Source organism: Rhodovulum visakhapatnamense (assembly GCF_004365965.1).
GTDB classification, from domain to species: domain Bacteria; phylum Pseudomonadota; class Alphaproteobacteria; order Rhodobacterales; family Rhodobacteraceae; genus Rhodovulum; species Rhodovulum visakhapatnamense.
Genome location: NZ_SOEB01000018.1, coordinates 71,134 through 87,222, shown reverse-complemented (window position 1 = coordinate 87,222; position 16,089 = coordinate 71,134). Strand labels below are relative to the sequence as shown.

Annotated in this window: 13 protein-coding genes, 1 tRNA gene and 1 pseudogene; 11 read left to right on the top strand and 4 right to left on the bottom strand. The window is 66.5% G+C overall.

The features are described from left to right. A pseudogene (locus EV657_RS15350) lies at nt 1-89 on the top strand (IS5/IS1182 family transposase); the annotation flags it as partial. Nucleotides 90-497: 408 nt separating this feature from the next. Here the strand turns inward: EV657_RS15350 and EV657_RS15345 are convergent. Further along, nucleotides 498-1,037 (bottom strand): AAA family ATPase, encoded by a 540-nt coding sequence (locus tag EV657_RS15345; protein WP_134078711.1) that lies wholly within the window; start codon nt 1,035-1,037, stop codon nt 498-500. A 169-nt stretch (nt 1,038-1,206) separates the two neighbouring features. Beyond that, nucleotides 1,207-1,282, bottom strand: a tRNA-Ala gene (locus EV657_RS15340). Nucleotides 1,283-1,679: 397 nt separating this feature from the next. Between EV657_RS15340 and EV657_RS15335 the strand changes: the two genes are divergently transcribed. The 3 genes from EV657_RS15335 (at nt 1,680) to EV657_RS15325 (ending at nt 4,782) form a co-directional block, all read left to right on the top strand. Next, complete coding sequence (locus tag EV657_RS15335) at nt 1,680-2,936, top strand: MFS transporter (protein WP_134078709.1); 1,257 nt, start codon at nt 1,680-1,682, stop codon at nt 2,934-2,936. Nucleotides 2,937-2,996: 60 nt separating this feature from the next. After that, entirely contained in the window at nt 2,997-3,266 is a 270-nt protein-coding gene (locus EV657_RS15330) for a DksA/TraR family C4-type zinc finger protein (RefSeq protein WP_134078707.1), read from the top strand. A 265-nt stretch (nt 3,267-3,531) separates the two neighbouring features. Beyond that, nucleotides 3,532-4,782: a DEAD/DEAH box helicase gene (locus EV657_RS15325; RefSeq protein ID WP_243628194.1), complete on the top strand. Its 1,251-nt coding sequence runs from the start codon at nt 3,532-3,534 to the stop codon at nt 4,780-4,782. A gap of 96 nt (nt 4,783-4,878) precedes the next feature. Here EV657_RS15325 and EV657_RS15320 read toward each other — a convergent pair whose 3' ends face one another. Then, on the bottom strand, nt 4,879-6,906 hold the full coding sequence (locus tag EV657_RS15320; protein ID WP_134078705.1) for a M3 family metallopeptidase: 2,028 nt from the start codon (nt 6,904-6,906) through the stop codon (nt 4,879-4,881). Between the two features lie 45 nt (nt 6,907-6,951). Beyond that, a complete protein-coding gene (locus EV657_RS21640) occupies nt 6,952-7,554 on the bottom strand; it encodes a phosphatase PAP2 family protein (protein WP_165828204.1) in 603 nt (200 codons plus the stop codon). Between the two features lie 325 nt (nt 7,555-7,879). Here EV657_RS21640 and sucC point away from each other — a divergent pair, with 325 nt between their 5' ends. From sucC to EV657_RS15280, 7 genes are all read left to right on the top strand, one after another. Further along, nucleotides 7,880-9,073: an ADP-forming succinate--CoA ligase subunit beta gene (gene sucC / locus EV657_RS15310; RefSeq protein ID WP_108027640.1), complete on the top strand. Its 1,194-nt coding sequence runs from the start codon at nt 7,880-7,882 to the stop codon at nt 9,071-9,073. A 5-nt stretch (nt 9,074-9,078) separates the two neighbouring features. Then, the gene (gene sucD / locus EV657_RS15305; RefSeq protein WP_075784395.1) at nt 9,079-9,960 is read left to right on the top strand and encodes a succinate--CoA ligase subunit alpha; all 882 of its coding nucleotides are present in this window, start codon (nt 9,079-9,081) and stop codon (nt 9,958-9,960) included. A 23-nt stretch (nt 9,961-9,983) separates the two neighbouring features. Further along, the gene (locus tag EV657_RS15300) at nt 9,984-10,511 is read left to right on the top strand and encodes a DUF805 domain-containing protein (RefSeq protein WP_075784396.1); all 528 of its coding nucleotides are present in this window, start codon (nt 9,984-9,986) and stop codon (nt 10,509-10,511) included. Further along, on the top strand, nt 10,508-13,480 hold the full coding sequence (locus tag EV657_RS15295; protein ID WP_113670989.1) for a 2-oxoglutarate dehydrogenase E1 component: 2,973 nt from the start codon (nt 10,508-10,510) through the stop codon (nt 13,478-13,480). The genes EV657_RS15300 and EV657_RS15295 overlap by 4 nt, the downstream gene beginning before the upstream one ends. Nucleotides 13,481-13,485: 5 nt before the next feature. Next, nucleotides 13,486-15,012: a 2-oxoglutarate dehydrogenase complex dihydrolipoyllysine-residue succinyltransferase gene (gene odhB, locus EV657_RS15290; protein ID WP_134078702.1), complete on the top strand. Its 1,527-nt coding sequence runs from the start codon at nt 13,486-13,488 to the stop codon at nt 15,010-15,012. 195 nt (nt 15,013-15,207) lie between these two features. Then, nucleotides 15,208-15,600 (top strand): MAPEG family protein, encoded by a 393-nt coding sequence (locus EV657_RS15285; RefSeq protein ID WP_134078701.1) that lies wholly within the window; start codon nt 15,208-15,210, stop codon nt 15,598-15,600. Between the two features lie 7 nt (nt 15,601-15,607). Continuing rightward, nucleotides 15,608-16,003, top strand: coding sequence for an MAPEG family protein (locus tag EV657_RS15280; protein WP_134078699.1), 396 nt, complete (start codon nt 15,608-15,610; stop codon nt 16,001-16,003). The last annotated feature ends 86 nt before the right edge of the window (nt 16,004-16,089 follow it).

Sequence of the window (16,089 nt, the reverse complement as noted above, 5' to 3'; positions counted from 1 at the left end):
CGACCCGCTACGACAAGACCGCTGAGAGCTTCCTCGGCTTCATTGACATCACGTCGATCCGTCTCTGGGTCCGCCATTTGTCAACATGACCTAGCGTCCCAGATGGGTGCAGATGGAGTGATTCTGGAATATGGTTCACGATCAAGCGCATATCTGGCGGATGGAACCGGGTATCTCGGGGAAAGCAAATTTACCGTCGGTCAGGCATTCGTTTGGCTTGAACGCTGAATTTGGATGATAGCGCCGAAGGTCTTGGATTAATGGCAACGAACTTCCGGAGGGTCCGCTCTCCCGACCTTGGCGGCCTGAGTGCATGCTGCAACGGGGATGAACGGCCACTTCCGTGATCCACGGGCGGCTCGGACTTGAGGCGCCGAATGGCCGCTATCGGCAGAAGAACGCGCCGTGACCGTTAGACAGGGGGAGTGCAGAGGAACCAGAGGAGCCGTGTGGATTGTCCGCTTCAGCAGTTCAGCCGCGGCATCTGGAGGTGACTGTTAGATAGCGAGCTGTTTGCAAACAAAGTCAGCGCGCCTTGCGATATCCGTGCGCGGCAACTCGATGATCTCGTAGCCGAGCGCGATGTAGGTGTCGAACATAACGGCACAGGTCGCTTCGGCCTCGCTCTGGCTCTGCTTGCGCTCGGGGTCCTGCGTGAAGATCTCGTCCCAGTAGGGCGCCAGGAAGACTCGGCGGTTGTAGCGGGTTGCCTTGGCGGCTGCGGCGATGTGGGGCGGCACCGGAAGCCCGCAAAGTTTCAGATAGCCAAGGACATCCGGAATGCCGCGATCGAAGATTACGGGGCCTGAGAGCTTCTGTGCGGCGCTGTAGGCGTGCAGATCCCGTTCCAACATCCGTTCGGCATAGGTCGCGCGATCCGCCCAGGGGAGGGCATCTCCGTCGCTCTGCATTTCCTCGCGAATGATCGCGCGGCCGGATTCGGGGATTGTGTGAAAGCCGCGGCGGGCAAGCTCGGCGATCAGGCTGGTCTTGCCCGCACCGGGGCCGCCCGTCAGGACGAAGAAAGGGGCGCTCATGGGCCATCCTCGGGTTTGACAGGGGGAAGGGCTGCGAAGCGATCAACATGCCGTGGGCATGGATCGAGGCAGCATGGATTTTCGTAGGGAAAACAGCACCGGTCTGCGCGGCAGAGGCAAATCCTATGACAATAAAGGCAGAACTATCTGGTGCTTTTCAGTAGACTTTTGGTGGAGCCAAGGGGGATCGAACCCCTGACCTCTTGCATGCCATGCAAGCGCTCTCCCAGCTGAGCTATGGCCCCATATTGTGCATCCCGTCTGGTCTGCCCGCGTGCTTTTATGGAAGCGGCGAAGGGAGATCAAGCGAAAAATTGAGGGCCTGATCGAAGCTCGGGGGCCGGGGTTCGCGGGGCGTCTGGAGCCGGTTTCGCAGCGCCGATCTTGGATCGGACCGCACCTCGGCGCTGCCCGGACGTGCAATTCCGGCGGCATCGAAGCGTCCGCGCGGCGCGTCGATCCGGGAAAACGGGGCGGACACGGCTTTGTCTTGTGCGGGCCGCGTCGTGCCGCCATAGATTGGGGCAGGGAAACGCGCGCCTTCCTCAGATGTCTGCCCGGCCCGGTGGCCCAAGGTCCCGACCGGGAGGCCTGTCTGCGACCAGGGGCAAGCGGTTCCCACAGGTCGCGGGGAGAGCCGAGATGACCCATGCCCAACGCGGTGCAGAGGCGCCGCTGATGACCCCGGTGCTGATCGCCGGGTCGGTGATCCTGCTGATCGGATTCGCCGTCCGTGCCTCGTTCGGGGTGTTCCAGATCCCGATTGCCGAGGAATTCGGCTGGGCGCGGACCGAGTTCTCGCTGGCCATCGCGATCCAGAACCTTGCCTGGGGCATCGGCCAGCCGCTGTTCGGGGCCGTGGCCGAGAAGATCGGCGACCGCAAGGCCATCGTTGCGGGCGCGCTGCTTTACGCGCTGGGGCTGGTGCTTTCGGCCTTCGCGATCCAGCCTTGGCAGCTGCAGGGGCTCGAAGTGCTGGTGGGCTTCGGCATCGCCGGCACCGGATTCGGCGTGATCCTGGCCATCGTCGGACGCGCGGCGGCGCCCGAGCATCGGTCCATGGCGCTGGGGGTCGCGACCGCCGCCGGGTCGGCCGGGCAGATCGTGGGCCCGCCTGCGGCCGAGATCCTGCTGCGGTTTCAGCCCTGGCAGGGCGTCTTCGCGATCTTCGCGGTCGTGGTGCTGGCCGCGCTTTTCGCGCTGCCCTTCATCCGCTCGCCCGAGGTCGCGAGCCGGGCCGAGCTGGAGGAAAGCCTTGGCCAGGTCCTGAACCGGGCCTTCCGCGACCCGTCCTATGTGATGATCTTCATGGGGTTCTTTTCCTGCGGCTATCAGCTTGCCTTCATCACCGCGCATTTCCCGCCCTTCGTGGCCGAGCTGTGCGGCCCGATCGTGCCCGGCGGGACCCTGTCGGCGATCGGGATCACCACGACCTCGGCGCTGGGGGCGGTCGCGATCTCGGTGATCGGGGTCTTCAACATCGTCGGCACGGTGACGGCCGGATGGCTGGGCAACCGCTATTCCCGGAAATACCTGCTGGCCGGGATCTACACGGCGCGCACCATCGCTGCGGCGGCCTTCATCCTGATGCCGATCACACCCGTGACGGTGCTGGTCTTCTCGATGGTGATGGGCGCGCTCTGGCTGGCAACGGTGCCGCTGACCAGCGGGCTTGTCGCCCATATCTACGGGCTGCGTTACATGGGCACGCTTTACGGCTTCGTCTTCCTGTCGCACCAGATCGGCGGCTTCCTCGGTGTCTGGCTGGGCGGCAAGCTTTACGATCTTTACGGCAATTACGATCTGGTCTGGTGGGTGGGCGTGGGCGTCGGCGCCTTCTCGGCGCTGGTGCATCTGCCGATCCGCGAGGCGCCGGCCCCCGCCCGCGTCGCCGCCTGAAGGCTTTGACGCAGGGCCAGGGACTGCCCTATCCTGATCGCCTGCAAGGGAGGTCTGACGATGGCCGGAGGCTGGGCGCGCGACGGCGCGGTGAACGACCAGATCGACGCCTCTATCGAGGACGAGCTGAACCGGATGAAGGCCAGGCGCGCTCCGGTGGGCGACAGCCTGGCTGACTGCGCCGACTGCGGCGAGCCGATCCCCGAGGCGCGGCGGCAGGCCCTGCCGGGCGTCAAGCTGTGCGTCGCGTGCCAGGGCGATCGCGACCGGCGGCCGGTGATCCGTGGCGGGATCAACCGGCGGGGGTCGAAGGACAGTCAGCTCAAGTGATGGCAGTTGCCGGATTGACCGGCAGGCCCCGATCCTGTACGGATCGCCGATCCGCACCTTCTGTCGCGTGAACAGAGGCCGCCTGCCCGGCATGACCGGGTCGCGGCGCAAGGTGTCGGGCAAATCCGTTCCCATCATCACGCGAGGGGTACAGGGACTGCCGCCAACCGGCCAGTAGGGTCGAGGCGTTGCGGGCCCGCTCACCCGTTCGCAGCGGCGAACGCATTTTGACGAGGCGTCCGCGACGGGCGCCCGAAAGGACACTGTGACGACATTCGACATGATGGGCCTGCCCAAGCGGCTTGTGACGCGACTGGCCGAGGCCGGCATCACCGAGCCCACCCCGATCCAGGCCCGTGCCATTCCTCCGGCGCTGGAGGGCCGCGACGTGATCGGTCTCGCGCAGACCGGCACCGGCAAGACCGCGGCCTTCGGGCTGCCGCTGCTGACCGCGCTGGCTGAAACCCGCGGCAAGCCCGTGCCCAAGACCGCCCGCGCCCTGGTGCTGGCCCCGACCCGCGAACTGGTCAAGCAGATCGCCGAGAGCCTTCGGCCGCTGGTCGCGGGCACGCCGGTCAGTGTCGAGACCGTGGTCGGCGGCGCTTCGCTTTCGGCGCAGGAAAAGCGGATGGCGCGCGGCGCCGATCTGCTGGTGGCGACGCCTGGGCGGCTGATCGACCTGATGGGCCGGGGCGCCGTGGTGCTGGCCGAGACCCGGTTCCTGGTGCTGGACGAGGCCGACCAGATGCTGGATCTGGGCTTCATCCATGCCCTGCGCCGGATCGCGGCCAAGCTGCCGAAAGAGCGGCAGACCATGCTGTTCTCGGCCACCATGCCCAAGCAGATGGACGAGATCGCGACCAGCTACCTGACCAATCCGGTCCGGGTCGAGGTGACGCCCCCCGGCACCGCCGTCGACAAGATCGTGCAATCGGTGCATTTTCTTGAGAAGGCCGAAAAGACCGGGCGTCTGATCGAGCTTCTGGACGGGCATCGCGACGACCGTGCCATCGTCTTCGGCCGCACCAAGCACGGCGCCGAGAGGTTGTCGAAACAGCTTGAACGGGCGGGCTTCGCGACCGCCTCGATCCATGGCAACAAGAGCCAGGGGCAGCGCGACCGCGCGATCAAGGCGTTCCGCGCGGGCGATGTGCGGGTGCTGGTGGCGACCGACGTCGCGGCGCGGGGCATCGACATCCCCGAGGTGCGCCACGTCTATAATTTCGACCTGCCGAACGTGCCCGACAACTATGTCCACCGGATCGGCCGCACCGCGCGCGCCGGGGCCGATGGCGCGGCGGTTGCGTTCTGTTCGCCCGAGGAGATCTCGGAATTGCGGGCGATCCACAAGGTGATGGGCTGCGCGATCCCGGTTGCCTCGGGCACGCCCTGGGAAGGGCTCGAACCGAAGCAGTCGCGGGGCGGCCCGCGCGGCGCAAGCAAAGGCGCGGGCAAACCGCCCGCCAAGGCCCGGGCGCGCCGCCGTCCGCGCAACAAGAGCCGCGCGGCGGCCTGACCCCCTGGGGCGCTGTCGCTACCCTCACAAGCTACGGAAAACGCCCGCCCGGGAAACCGGGCGGGCGTTCTTCTGCATGGGGCTGCATGGGCGCGGTCAGGCCGGTTCGAGGTCGAGCCCGCGCCCTTTCAGCAGCGCCTCGACCCCGGGCAGCCGGCCCCGGAAGGCGGTGTAAAGCGCATCGGGTTCGGCCGTGCCGCCGGTCGACAGCACGTTGTCCTCCAGCGCCCGGGCCGTCGCCGGGTCGAAGGCGTCGCCGGTTTCCTCGAAGGCCGCGAAGGCGTCGGCATCCATCACCTCGGACCACATGTAGGAATAATAGGCCGAGGCGTAACCGCCCGCGAAGACATGGGCGAAATGCGGCGTCGCATGCCGCATCCGGATCGCGCGCGGCAGACCGATGGCCTCCAGCACCTCGGCCTGTTTCTGCATCGGGTCGGCGGGGGCGGGGCCATCGTGGAATTCCAGATCGACCAGCGCCGAGGCGATGAACTCGACCGTCTGGAAGCCCATGTCATAGGTCGCGGCCGCCAGCACCCGGTCGCGCATCGCCTCGGGCATCGGCTGCCCGGTTTCGGCATGGGTGGCGAAACGCTCCAGCACCTCGGGCACTTCCAGCCAGTGTTCGTAAAGCTGGCTCGGCAGTTCCACGAAATCGCGCGGCACCGAGGTGCCGGACAGGCTTTCATAGGTCACGTCCGACAGCATCTGGTGCAGGGCATGGCCGAATTCGTGAAACAGCGTCCGCGCATCGTCATAGGACAGAAGCGCGGGCCGCCCCTCGGCGGGTTTCGAGAAATTGCACACGTTCAGCACATGCGGGCGGATCTCGCCCATCAGCTTTTGCTGGCTGCGAAGCGCCGAGCACCAGGCCCCCGACCGCTTGCCCGCCCGGGCGAAATAATCGCCGATGAAGACGCCCATGTGACGGCCGTCGCGGGTGACCTCCCAGGCGCGGGCGTCGGGGTGGTGCAGATCGACGTCGAGCGGCGCGAAATCGAGCCCGAACAGACGGTGCGCGCAGTCGAAGGCCGCCTCGATCATCCGGTCGAGCTGCAGGTAGGGTTTCAGCTCGGCCTCGTCGAGATCGTGCAGCGCCCGGCGGCGTTTCTCGGAGTAATAATGCCAGTCCCAGGGCTCGAGCGGCGCCGACAGCCCGTCTGCGACCAGCATCTGTTCAAGGATCGCCGCATCGGCTTCGGCGCGCGCCCGGGCCGGGGCCCAGACCTGCATCAGCAGATCGCGCACGTTGCCGGGCGTCCTGGCCATTTCGGTTTCCAGCACATAGGCCGCATAGCTGTCATAGCCCAGAAGCGCCGCGCGCTCGGCCCGAAGCGCCAGCGTCTCGGCCACGATGGCGCGGTTGTCGGTGGCGCCGCCGCGCGCGCCGCGCGAGGTCCAGGCCTCGTAGGCTGCCTTGCGCAAATCGCGCCGGGGCGAGAATTGCAGGAAAGGCACGATCACCGAGCGCGACAGCGTCACGACCGGGCCGTCCGCGCCGCGTTCGGTGCCCGCCGCCCGGGTGGCTTCGGCAACGAAGCCGGGCAAGCCCGCCAGATCGGCCTCGGCCAGCGGCATCGTCCAGTCACGCTCGTCGGCCAGCAGGTTCTGGGCGAAGGCGGTCGACAGCTCGGCCAGCCTTGTGTTGATTTCGCGAAGACGCCCGCGCCCCTCTTCGGGCAGCGCCGCGCCCGCGCGGACGAAATCGCGATGCTTCAGCTCCAGCAGCCGGGCCTGTTCTGCGGTCAGATCCAGCGTCTCGCGGGCCTGCCAGACCGCGTCGATCCGTGCGAACAGCGCGCGGTTCAGCACCACATCGGACGAAAATTCAGCCAGTTTTGGTGAAAAGGCGCGTTGCAGTGCCTCGCGTTCCGGGGTCGACGAGACCGAGGCCAGCAGGAAGAAGACCGACAGCACGTCGGACAGCGCCTGGCCGGTGCGTTCCAGCGCCTCGATGGTATTGGCGAAATCGGGCGGCTCGGGGGCCTCGGCGATGGCGGCGATCTCGGCCCGGGCCTCGCTCAGCGCCTGATCGAAGGCCGGGGCGAAATCCGCGTCCGAGACGGCGGCGAAGGCGGGAAGCTCGAACGGTGCCGTGCGCGGCGCCAGCAGGGGATTGGTCATGGGGATCTCCGTTTGCCAGAAGGCATAGCCGGATCACGGCCGGGTTCAAGGCCGGCCCGGCACCGGTGTGCGTTCGCGCAGGGCGGGCAGCAGGCGGCCCGGCACGGCCAGCCGCGCCCCGATCCGCGTCCAGGCCGCCGCGACCGCCCGGTCGAAGGCGGCCAGTTTCAGCGTCGCGACCAGCCAGCCCAGCACCGCCCCGGCAAGCGTCTGCCAGATCGTGTGCCGCCCGGCGTCGATCCGCGAGGCGCCGACGAACCCGGCCGACAGCACCGCCACCGCCTGCGCGCCGGGGCTGTCGCGCAGGCAGCTTGACACCAGCGCGCTCGCGCCGAAGCTGGCCGCTGCGGTGTGCCCCGACGGGAAGCCATGGCTGCCGCCATCCGGGCGGCGATTGATCGGCCGCTGGCCGAGCGCGGCCTTGGGCAGCTTGATTCCGGCTTCGAGCAGAAGGTATCGTCCGGCATAAAGGGGGGCCTGACCGCGGGTCGCGGCGCAGACCAGCCCGGCGGCGGGCAGGGCGATCTGCAGATGGTCGCCGGTCCGGCGGGCGCGCCCGTCCGCGACAGTGACCGAAAGCAGGACCAGCGCCAGCATCGCCGAAAGAGCGGCGGGGCGCAGCAAAAGCGAGGAGGACGGCAAGCGCATGGCGAACGGGCCTGTCTCGGGAGTCGGATGCACCTTCTTTCGGCGAGATCTGTAACGGTTTGGTATAGAGTCGTGGTCCCCTGGCGTCGATCGGGACCGAAACCGGGCCTTGCGGGCCAGTCTTGCCACATCTTCGGCAGGGTTGCCTTGGCCATGCTTCACGACGTCCGGGCTTTCGCCCAAGTTTGCGATCACACTCTTCGCGAGCGTGATCACAAAGGCAAAAAACATCGGATGATCACGGGAATTTAGGGAAAAGGGCGTTTCGCCGCACCACGATTCCGTGCTTAGAGAACGGTAAATCGTACCAGCACGGGACAGTTTGATGAACATCCACGAATACCAGGCCAAGGCGTTGCTGCGCAGCTACGGCGCGCCGGTCTCGAAAGGGCATGTCGTCACCAAGGCCGAAGAAGCGAAGGCCATCGCGGCCGACATCGACGGGCCGATCTGGGTCGTCAAGGCACAGATCCACGCAGGCGGCCGCGGCAAGGGCCACTTCATCGAGGAAGAGGCGGGCGAGAAGGGCGGCGTGCGGCTGACCAAATCGGTCGGCGAAGCCGCCGAGGAAGCCAAGAAGATGCTGGGCCGCACCCTCGTCACCCATCAGACCGGGCCTGCGGGCAAGCAGGTCGGCCGGGTCTATATCGAGGAAGGCGCGGGCATCGACCGCGAACTGTACCTGGCCCTTCTGGTGGACCGTCAGACCAGCCGGGTGGCTTTCGTCTGCTCGACCGAGGGCGGTATGGACATCGAGGAGGTCGCCGCCAAGACCCCCGACCGCATCCTCAGTTTCTCGGTCGATCCCGTGACCGGCTATCAGGGCTATCACGGCCGCCGCATCGCCTTCGCGCTGGGGCTGACCGGCAACCAGATCAAGCAATGCGTCCGGCTGATGGGCCAGCTTTACAAGCTGTTCACCGAGAAGGATTGCGAGCTTCTGGAAATCAACCCGCTGATCGTGACCGACCAGGGCGACCTTCGCTGCCTCGACGCCAAGATGAGCTTCGACTCGAACGCGCTCTACCGGCAGGAGGACATCCTGGCGCTGCGCGACGAGACCGAGGAAGACCCCAAGGAGCTTCAGGCCTCGAAATACGACCTGAACTATATCGCGCTCGACGGCGAGATCGGCTGCATGGTCAACGGCGCGGGCCTGGCCATGGCGACGATGGATATCATCAAGCTGTACGGCGCCGAGCCCGCCAACTTCCTCGATGTGGGCGGCGGCGCCACCAAGGAGAAGGTGACCGAGGCCTTCAAGATCATCACCTCGGACCCGAACGTGAAGGGCATTCTGGTGAACATCTTCGGCGGCATCATGCGCTGCGACGTGATCGCCGAGGGTGTGGTCGCCGCGGTCAAGGAAGTCGGTCTCAAGGTGCCGCTGGTCGTGCGCCTCGAAGGCACCAATGTCGAGAAGGGCAAGGCCATCATCAACGGCTCGGGTCTCGACGTCATCGCGGCGGACGACCTGTCCGATGCGGCGCAGAAAATTGTCAAAGCGGTGAAGGGGTAAGATCCATGGCGGTTCTCGTCGACGAAAACACCAAGGTGATCTGCCAGGGCTTCACCGGCAGCCAGGGCACCTTCCATTCGGAACAGGCCATCGCCTACGGCACCCAGATGGTGGGCGGCGTCACGCCCGGCAAGGGCGGCCAGACCCATCTGGACCTGCCCGTCTTCAACTCGTGCCACGAGGCCGTGGCCAGGACCGGCGCCAACGCCTCGGTGATCTACGTCCCGCCGCCCTTCGCGGCCGACTCGATCCTCGAGGCGATCGACGCCCAGATCCCTCTGATCGTCTGCATCACCGAGGGCATCCCGGTGATGGACATGATGACCGTCAAGCGGGCGCTGGAAGGCTCGAACTCGATCCTGATCGGGCCGAACTGCCCGGGCGTCATTACACCGGACGCCTGCAAGATCGGCATCATGCCGGGCCATATCCACAAGCGCGGATCGGTCGGCGTGGTGTCGCGCTCGGGTACGCTGACCTATGAGGCGGTCAAACAGACCACCGATGTGGGGCTGGGCCAGTCGACCTGCGTCGGCATCGGCGGCGACCCGATCAAGGGCACCGAACATATCGACGTGCTGGAATGGTTCCTCGCCGATGACGAGACCCAGTCGATCATCATGATCGGCGAGATCGGCGGCTCGGCCGAAGAGGAAGCGGCCCAGTTCATCAAGGACGAGGCCAAGAAGGGCCGCAAGAAACCCGTCGCGGGCTTCATCGCCGGTCGCACGGCGCCGCCCGGACGCCGCATGGGTCATGCCGGCGCCATCGTCGCCGGTGGCAAGGGCGGGGCCGAGGACAAGATCGAGGCGATGAAATCGGCCGGGATCGTCGTGGCGGACAGCCCGGCGCATCTTGGCGAGGCGGTGCTGAAGGCAATCGGCTGAGCCCGGTCGCCGAGGGAGGCAGAATGGGCTTTGCGGCTGCCGTAAAGGTCTGTTTCAGAAAGTACTTCACCTTTTCGGGGCGGGCGTCCCGCCCCGAATACTGGTGGTTCGTCCTGTTCATGCTGCTGGGCGGTATCCTGGCCGCTGTGCTGGACGGGCTGCTGTTCTGGGGCGATGTCAGCGTCGGGGCCGAGGGTGTCTCGGCCGAAACCAGCGGGCCGCTCAACGGGCTTTTCGGTCTCGTCACCCTCGTGCCCGGGCTGGCCGCCGGTTGGCGCAGGATGCATGACAGCGGCCGCAGCGGGCTCTTTCTGCTCTATCCGCTGATCGTGCTGGTGGGCATCGCCGGTTTTGCGAATTTCATCGGTGCCTTCGATGCCGCCACCACGGGCGACGTTGCGCAGATGTTCACCGGCCTCGCGGGCGTCGTGCTTGCCCTGTCGGTCGTGGTGCTGATGATCTCGCCGCTTCTGGTGATCTGGTGGCTGACCCGCCCGTCCCAGCCCGGCCCCAACCCATACGGTCCAAACCCCCATGAGGTAGCTCCATGACCGAGCAAAGCGCGAACGACATCTTTCACAGCTCGTCCTTCCTGCAGGGGCACAATGCCGAGTATGTGGAACAGCTTTACGCCCGCTATGCCAATGACCCGAACGCGGTCGACGAGGCCTGGCAGAGGTTCTTCGCCGAACTGGGCGACGACGAGGTTTCGGTCAAGCGCGAGGCGGCGGGGCCGAGCTGGGCCCGCCGCGACTGGCCGCCCGCGCCGAATGACGATCTGACCGCGGCGCTTGACGGGCAATGGCCGACGCCGCCCGCCCCCCGCGAGGCCAAGGCGGCCGAGGAAAAGATTCGCGAGAAGGCCAACGAAAAAGGCGTCGAGGTCACCGATGACGAGGTCAAGCGCGCGGTGCTCGACTCGATCCGGGCGCTGATGCTGATCCGGGCCTACCGGATCCGGGGCCATCTGGTGGCCGATCTCGACCCGCTGGGGCTGCGCAATCCGACGCCGCATCCCGAGCTCGACCCGGGGTCCTACGGCTTCACCGATGCCGACATGGAGCGGCCGATCTTCATCGACAACGTGCTGGGCCTGCAGGTCGCCTCGATGCGCGAGATCCTCGCCATCGTGCAGCGGACCTATTGCGGCACCTTCGCGCTGCAATACATGCACATTTCCGATCCCGAACAGTCGTCCTGGCTGAAGGAGCGGATCGAGGGCTATGGCAAGGAAATCAAGTTCACCCGCGAGGGTCGGCGCGCGATCCTGAACAAGCTGGTCGAGGCCGAGGGCTTCGAGAAGTTCCTGCATGTGAAGTATATGGGCACCAAGCGCTTCGGCCTCGACGGCGGCGAGGCGCTGATCCCGGCGATGGAACAGATCATCAAGCGCGGCGGCGCGCTGGGCCTGAAGGAAATCGCCATCGGCATGCCCCACCGCGGGCGCCTCTCGGTGCTGGCCAACGTGATGGGCAAGCCCTACCGCGCGATCTTCAACGAATTCCAGGGCGGCAGCTTCAAGCCCGAGGATGTCGACGGCTCGGGTGACGTGAAATACCACCTCGGCGCGTCTTCCGACCGCGAATTCGACGGCAACACGGTGCACCTGTCGCTGACCGCGAACCCCTCTCACCTCGAGGCGGTGAACCCCGTGGTGCTGGGCAAGACCCGCGCCAAGCAGGCGCAGATGAACGACCACGACCGCAAGCAGGTGCTGTCGGTCCTTCTGCATGGCGACGCGGCCTTCGCGGGCCAGGGCGTGGTGGCGGAATGTTTCGGGCTGTCGGGGCTGGTTGGCCACCGCACCGGCGGCACCATCCATATCGTCGTGAACAACCAGATCGGCTTCACCACGGCGCCGCATTTCTCGCGGTCCTCGCCCTATCCGACCGACATCGCGCTGATGGTCGAGGCGCCGATCTTCCACGTCAACGGAGACGACCCCGAGGCGGTGGTGCATGCGGCCAAGGTCGCCACCGAGTTCCGCCAGAAATTCGGCAAGGACGCGGTGCTGGACATCTTCTGCTACCGCCGCTTCGGCCATAACGAGGGGGATGAACCGATGTTCACCAACCCCCTGATGTATCAGAAGATCAAGAAGCATAAGACCACGCTGCAGCTTTACACCGAGCGGCTGGTCGAGGACGGGCTGATCCCCGAGGGCGAGATCGAGGACATGAAGGCCGCCTTCCAGTCCCATCTCAACGAGGAATTCGAAGCCGCCAAGGAATACAAGCCCAACAAGGCCGACTGGCTCGACGGGCGCTGGTCGCATATCCAGCGCGGCGGCGGCGACGACTATCAGCGCGGCGACACCGCGATCGGCGAGGAAACCCTGCAGGAGCTGGGCCAGGCCCTGACCGCGCCGCCCGAGGGCTTCGAGGTCCACAAGACCGTGGGCCGCCTGCTTGACGCCAAGAAAGAGATGTTCGCGACCGGCAAGGGCTTCGACTGGGCGACCGCCGAGGCGATGGCCTTCGGCAGTCTGCTGACCGAGGGCTATCCGGTGCGGCTGGCCGGTCAGGACAGTGCCCGCGGCACCTTCAGCCAGCGCCATTCCGCGCTGATCGACCAGAACAGCGAGGAGCGCTATTATCCGCTGAACCACATCCGCAAGGGGCAGGCGAAATACGAGGTCATCGACTCGATGCTCTCGGAATATGCCGTCTTGGGCTTCGAATACGGCTACAGCCTCGCCGAGCCCAATGCGCTGGTGATGTGGGAAGGCCAGTTCGGCGATTTCGCCAATGGCGCGCAGATCATGTTCGACCAGTTCATCAGCTCGGGCGAACGCAAGTGGCTGCGGATGTCGGGGCTGGTGGTGCTGCTGCCGCATGGCTATGAAGGGCAGGGGCCGGAACACAGCTCTGCCCGGCTCGAACGCTTCCTGCAGATGTCGGCCGAGGATAACTGGATCGTCGCCAACTGCTCGACGCCCGCCAACTACTTCCACATCTTGCGCCGCCAGCTGCATCGCAGCTTCCGCAAGCCGCTGATCCTGATGACGCCGAAATCGCTGCTGCGGCACCGGCTGGCGGTGTCCGAAGCGCAGGACTTCGTCACCGGGTCGTCGTTCCACCGGGTGCTGTGGGACGATGCCGATGCGGGCCGCGCCTCCGACACCCGGCTCAAGCCCGACGATCAGATCCGGCGCGTGGTGATCTGTTCGGGCAAGGTCTATTACGACCTGCTGGAAGAACGCGACGCCCGCGGCATCGACGATGTCTATCTGATGCGGCTCGAACAGTTCTATCCGTTCCCGGCGCTCAGCCTCGTCAAGGAACTGGGCCGCTTCCGCGATGCCGAAGTCGTCTGGTGTCAGGAAGAGCCCAAGAACCAGGGCGGCTGGACCTTCATCGAGCCCAATCTCGAATGGGTCCTGACCCGCATCAACGCCAAGCACGGCCGGCCCCGCTATGCGGGCCGTCCCGCCGCCGCCTCGCCGGCCACGGGCCTCGCCAGCACGCATAAGGCACAACAAGCCGCGCTCGTGAACGACGCGCTGACCATCGAAGGATAATCGCCATGTCCACAGAAGTCCGTGTTCCGACGCTCGGGGAAAGCGTCACCGAGGCCACCGTCGCCACCTGGTTCAAGAAGCCCGGCGATGTTGTCGAGGCCGACGAGATGCTTTGCGAGCTGGAAACCGACAAGGTGACGGTCGAGGTGCCCGCCCCTGCTGCGGGGACCCTGTCCGAGATCGTCGCCGCCGAAGGCGAAACCGTGGGCGTCGATGCGCTTCTGGCCACCATCGCCGAGGGCGCCGCCGCGCCCGCGCCGAAATCGAACGGCGGCGCCCCCGCCGCGGCCCCGGCTGCCGAGGCCGCCACCGAAGAGGTGCCGGTGATGGTGCCGACCCTGGGCGAAAGCGTGACCGAGGCCACCGTCTCGACCTGGTTCAAGCAGGCCGGCGACACGGTCGAGCGCGACGAGATGCTCTGCGAGCTGGAAACCGACAAGGTCTCGGTCGAGGTGCCCGCCCCCGCCTCGGGCGTGCTGAAGGAAATCCTCGCGGGCGAAGGCACCACCGTCGAGGCGGGCGGCCAGCTGGCCGTCCTGCTGGCGGGCGAAGGTGCTGCCTCTGCCCCGGCGGCAAGTCCGGCCCCCGCGCAGGGCGCCGGCGGCGGCAAGGATGTCGAGGACGCCCCCTCGGCCAGGAAGCTGATGGCCGAAAAGGGCCTGACCGCGGCCGAGGTCGCGGGCACCGGCCGCGACGGGCGCATCATGAAGGAAGATGTGCTGAAGGCCGCCTCGGCCCCGAAACCGGCCGCCGCCGCGCCCCGCGCGCACGAGGCCCCCAAGCCCGCCGCCATCCCGGACGCGGCCCGCGCGCCGATCCCCGCCGAGGATGCCGAGCGCGAGGAACGGGTCAAGATGACCCGGCTTCGCCAGACCATCGCCCGCCGACTGAAGGACGCCCAGAACAGCGCCGCGATGCTGACCACCTATAACGAGGTGGACATGTCCGGCGTGATGGCGCTCCGGAAGGAATACAAGGACCTCTTCGAGAAGAAGCACGGGGTGAAACTGGGCTTCATGTCCTTCTTCACCAAGGCCTGCTGCCACGCGCTGTCCGAGGTGCCCGAGGTCAACGCCGAGATCGACGGCACCGACATCGTCTACAAGCGCTTCGTCCATATGGGCATCGCGGTCGGCACGCCCTCGGGGCTGGTGGTGCCGGTGCTGCGCAATGCCGATTCGATGAGCTTCGCCGAAATCGAGAAGCGGATCGCCGAAATGGGCACCCGCGCCCGTGACGGCAAGCTGTCGATGGCCGAGATGCAGGGCGGCACGTTCACCATTTCGAACGGCGGCGTCTACGGCTCGCTGATGTCCTCGCCGATCCTGAACCCGCCGCAATCGGGCATCCTCGGCATGCACAAGATCCAGGACCGCCCGATGGTCGAGGGCGGCCAGATCGTGATCCGTCCGATGATGTATCTGGCGCTCAGCTACGATCACCGCATCGTCGACGGCAAGGGCGCGGTCACCTTCCTCGTCCGCGTCAAGGAAGCGCTGGAAGACCCGAGACGGCTGCTGATGGATCTGTGAGGCAATGTCGGGCGATACCGGACTGAAGCCCGGCGAGGTGTATTGGGTGATAGGCGTCAATGACGCCTATCACGCTGCCACTGGATGCCTGGATTTCAATTCGCGGGACGCCCGCAAGTGGTTCAACCAAAGGGGATATTCCGTGTTCAAACTGGAACGCCCCATTGACGAGACTGCCGTAGACCGAGAGGATCCATGACCCCCGAACTCGCCGCCCTCGCCGCGACCGCCGTCATCCACCTTGCCGCCGTGCTCTGGTCCCAGCGCGCGCTCGAGGCCGATGTGGGGCGCGACGGCAATACCGGCCCCCGCGACGATATCGCGGACCGGCTGTCGCCCCTGACCCTCCGCCTGCGCCGGGCGCTGGCCAACCATGTCGAGAATACCGGGCTTTTCGTGATCGCGGTCGTGCTGGTGCAGTTCACTGGCTCCAATGGCTGGGTCACCGGGCTTGCCGCCTGGATCTTCGTCGCCGCCCGCGCGCTTTACCTGCCCGCCTATGCCTTCGGCTGGGTGCCCTGGCGGTCCGTCATCTTCATGGCCGGGCTTCTGGCCTGTTTCGCCATGATCCTCGCCAGCATCTTCTGAGGCCCGCATGACCCCCGAACTCACCGCCCTCGCCCTCGCGATCCTCGTCCAGGCCGTGCAATTCGTCCTCATGGCGATCCCCGCCAACATGGAGCTTGGCACGGAATATACCACGAGCCCCCGCGACACGCCCCCCGACCAGCAGCTCTCGCGCCGGACCGGACGGATGCAGCGGGCGCTGAACAACCATTTCGAGGGGCTGATCCTCTTCACCGCAGCGGTGGTCCTCGTCACCGTCTCGGGCCAGTCGAGCTGGTTCACCGCGCTCTGCGCCTGGATCTACCTGATCGCCCGCATCGCCTATGTGCCCGCCTATGTCCGGGGCTGGGTGCCGGCACGCTCGATGATCTGGGCCGCGGGCTTTGCCGCGACCGTCCTGATGGCGCTCGCCAGTCTGATATGAACTTCTTCTTGGCGGAAATACCCTCGGGGGGTGAATTGTCCGGAACGGACAAGAGGGGGGCAGACAGCCCCCCACGCCCCCGCCGC

Coding starts and splice junctions, on each gene's coding strand:
- EV657_RS15345 (WP_134078711.1), bottom strand. CDS start 1,037: ATGAGCGCCCCTTTCTTCGTCCTGACGGGCGGCCCCGGTGCGGGCAAG.
- EV657_RS15335 (WP_134078709.1), top strand. CDS start 1,680: ATGACCCATGCCCAACGCGGTGCAGAGGCGCCGCTGATGACCCCGGTG.
- EV657_RS15330 (WP_134078707.1), top strand. CDS start 2,997: ATGGCCGGAGGCTGGGCGCGCGACGGCGCGGTGAACGACCAGATCGAC.
- EV657_RS15320 (WP_134078705.1), bottom strand. CDS start 6,906: ATGACCAATCCCCTGCTGGCGCCGCGCACGGCACCGTTCGAGCTTCCC.
- EV657_RS21640 (WP_165828204.1), bottom strand. CDS start 7,554: ATGCGCTTGCCGTCCTCCTCGCTTTTGCTGCGCCCCGCCGCTCTTTCG.
- sucC (WP_108027640.1), top strand. CDS start 7,880: ATGAACATCCACGAATACCAGGCCAAGGCGTTGCTGCGCAGCTACGGC.
- sucD (WP_075784395.1), top strand. CDS start 9,079: ATGGCGGTTCTCGTCGACGAAAACACCAAGGTGATCTGCCAGGGCTTC.
- EV657_RS15300 (WP_075784396.1), top strand. CDS start 9,984: ATGGGCTTTGCGGCTGCCGTAAAGGTCTGTTTCAGAAAGTACTTCACC.
- EV657_RS15295 (WP_113670989.1), top strand. CDS start 10,508: ATGACCGAGCAAAGCGCGAACGACATCTTTCACAGCTCGTCCTTCCTG.
- odhB (WP_134078702.1), top strand. CDS start 13,486: ATGTCCACAGAAGTCCGTGTTCCGACGCTCGGGGAAAGCGTCACCGAG.
- EV657_RS15285 (WP_134078701.1), top strand. CDS start 15,208: ATGACCCCCGAACTCGCCGCCCTCGCCGCGACCGCCGTCATCCACCTT.
- EV657_RS15280 (WP_134078699.1), top strand. CDS start 15,608: ATGACCCCCGAACTCACCGCCCTCGCCCTCGCGATCCTCGTCCAGGCC.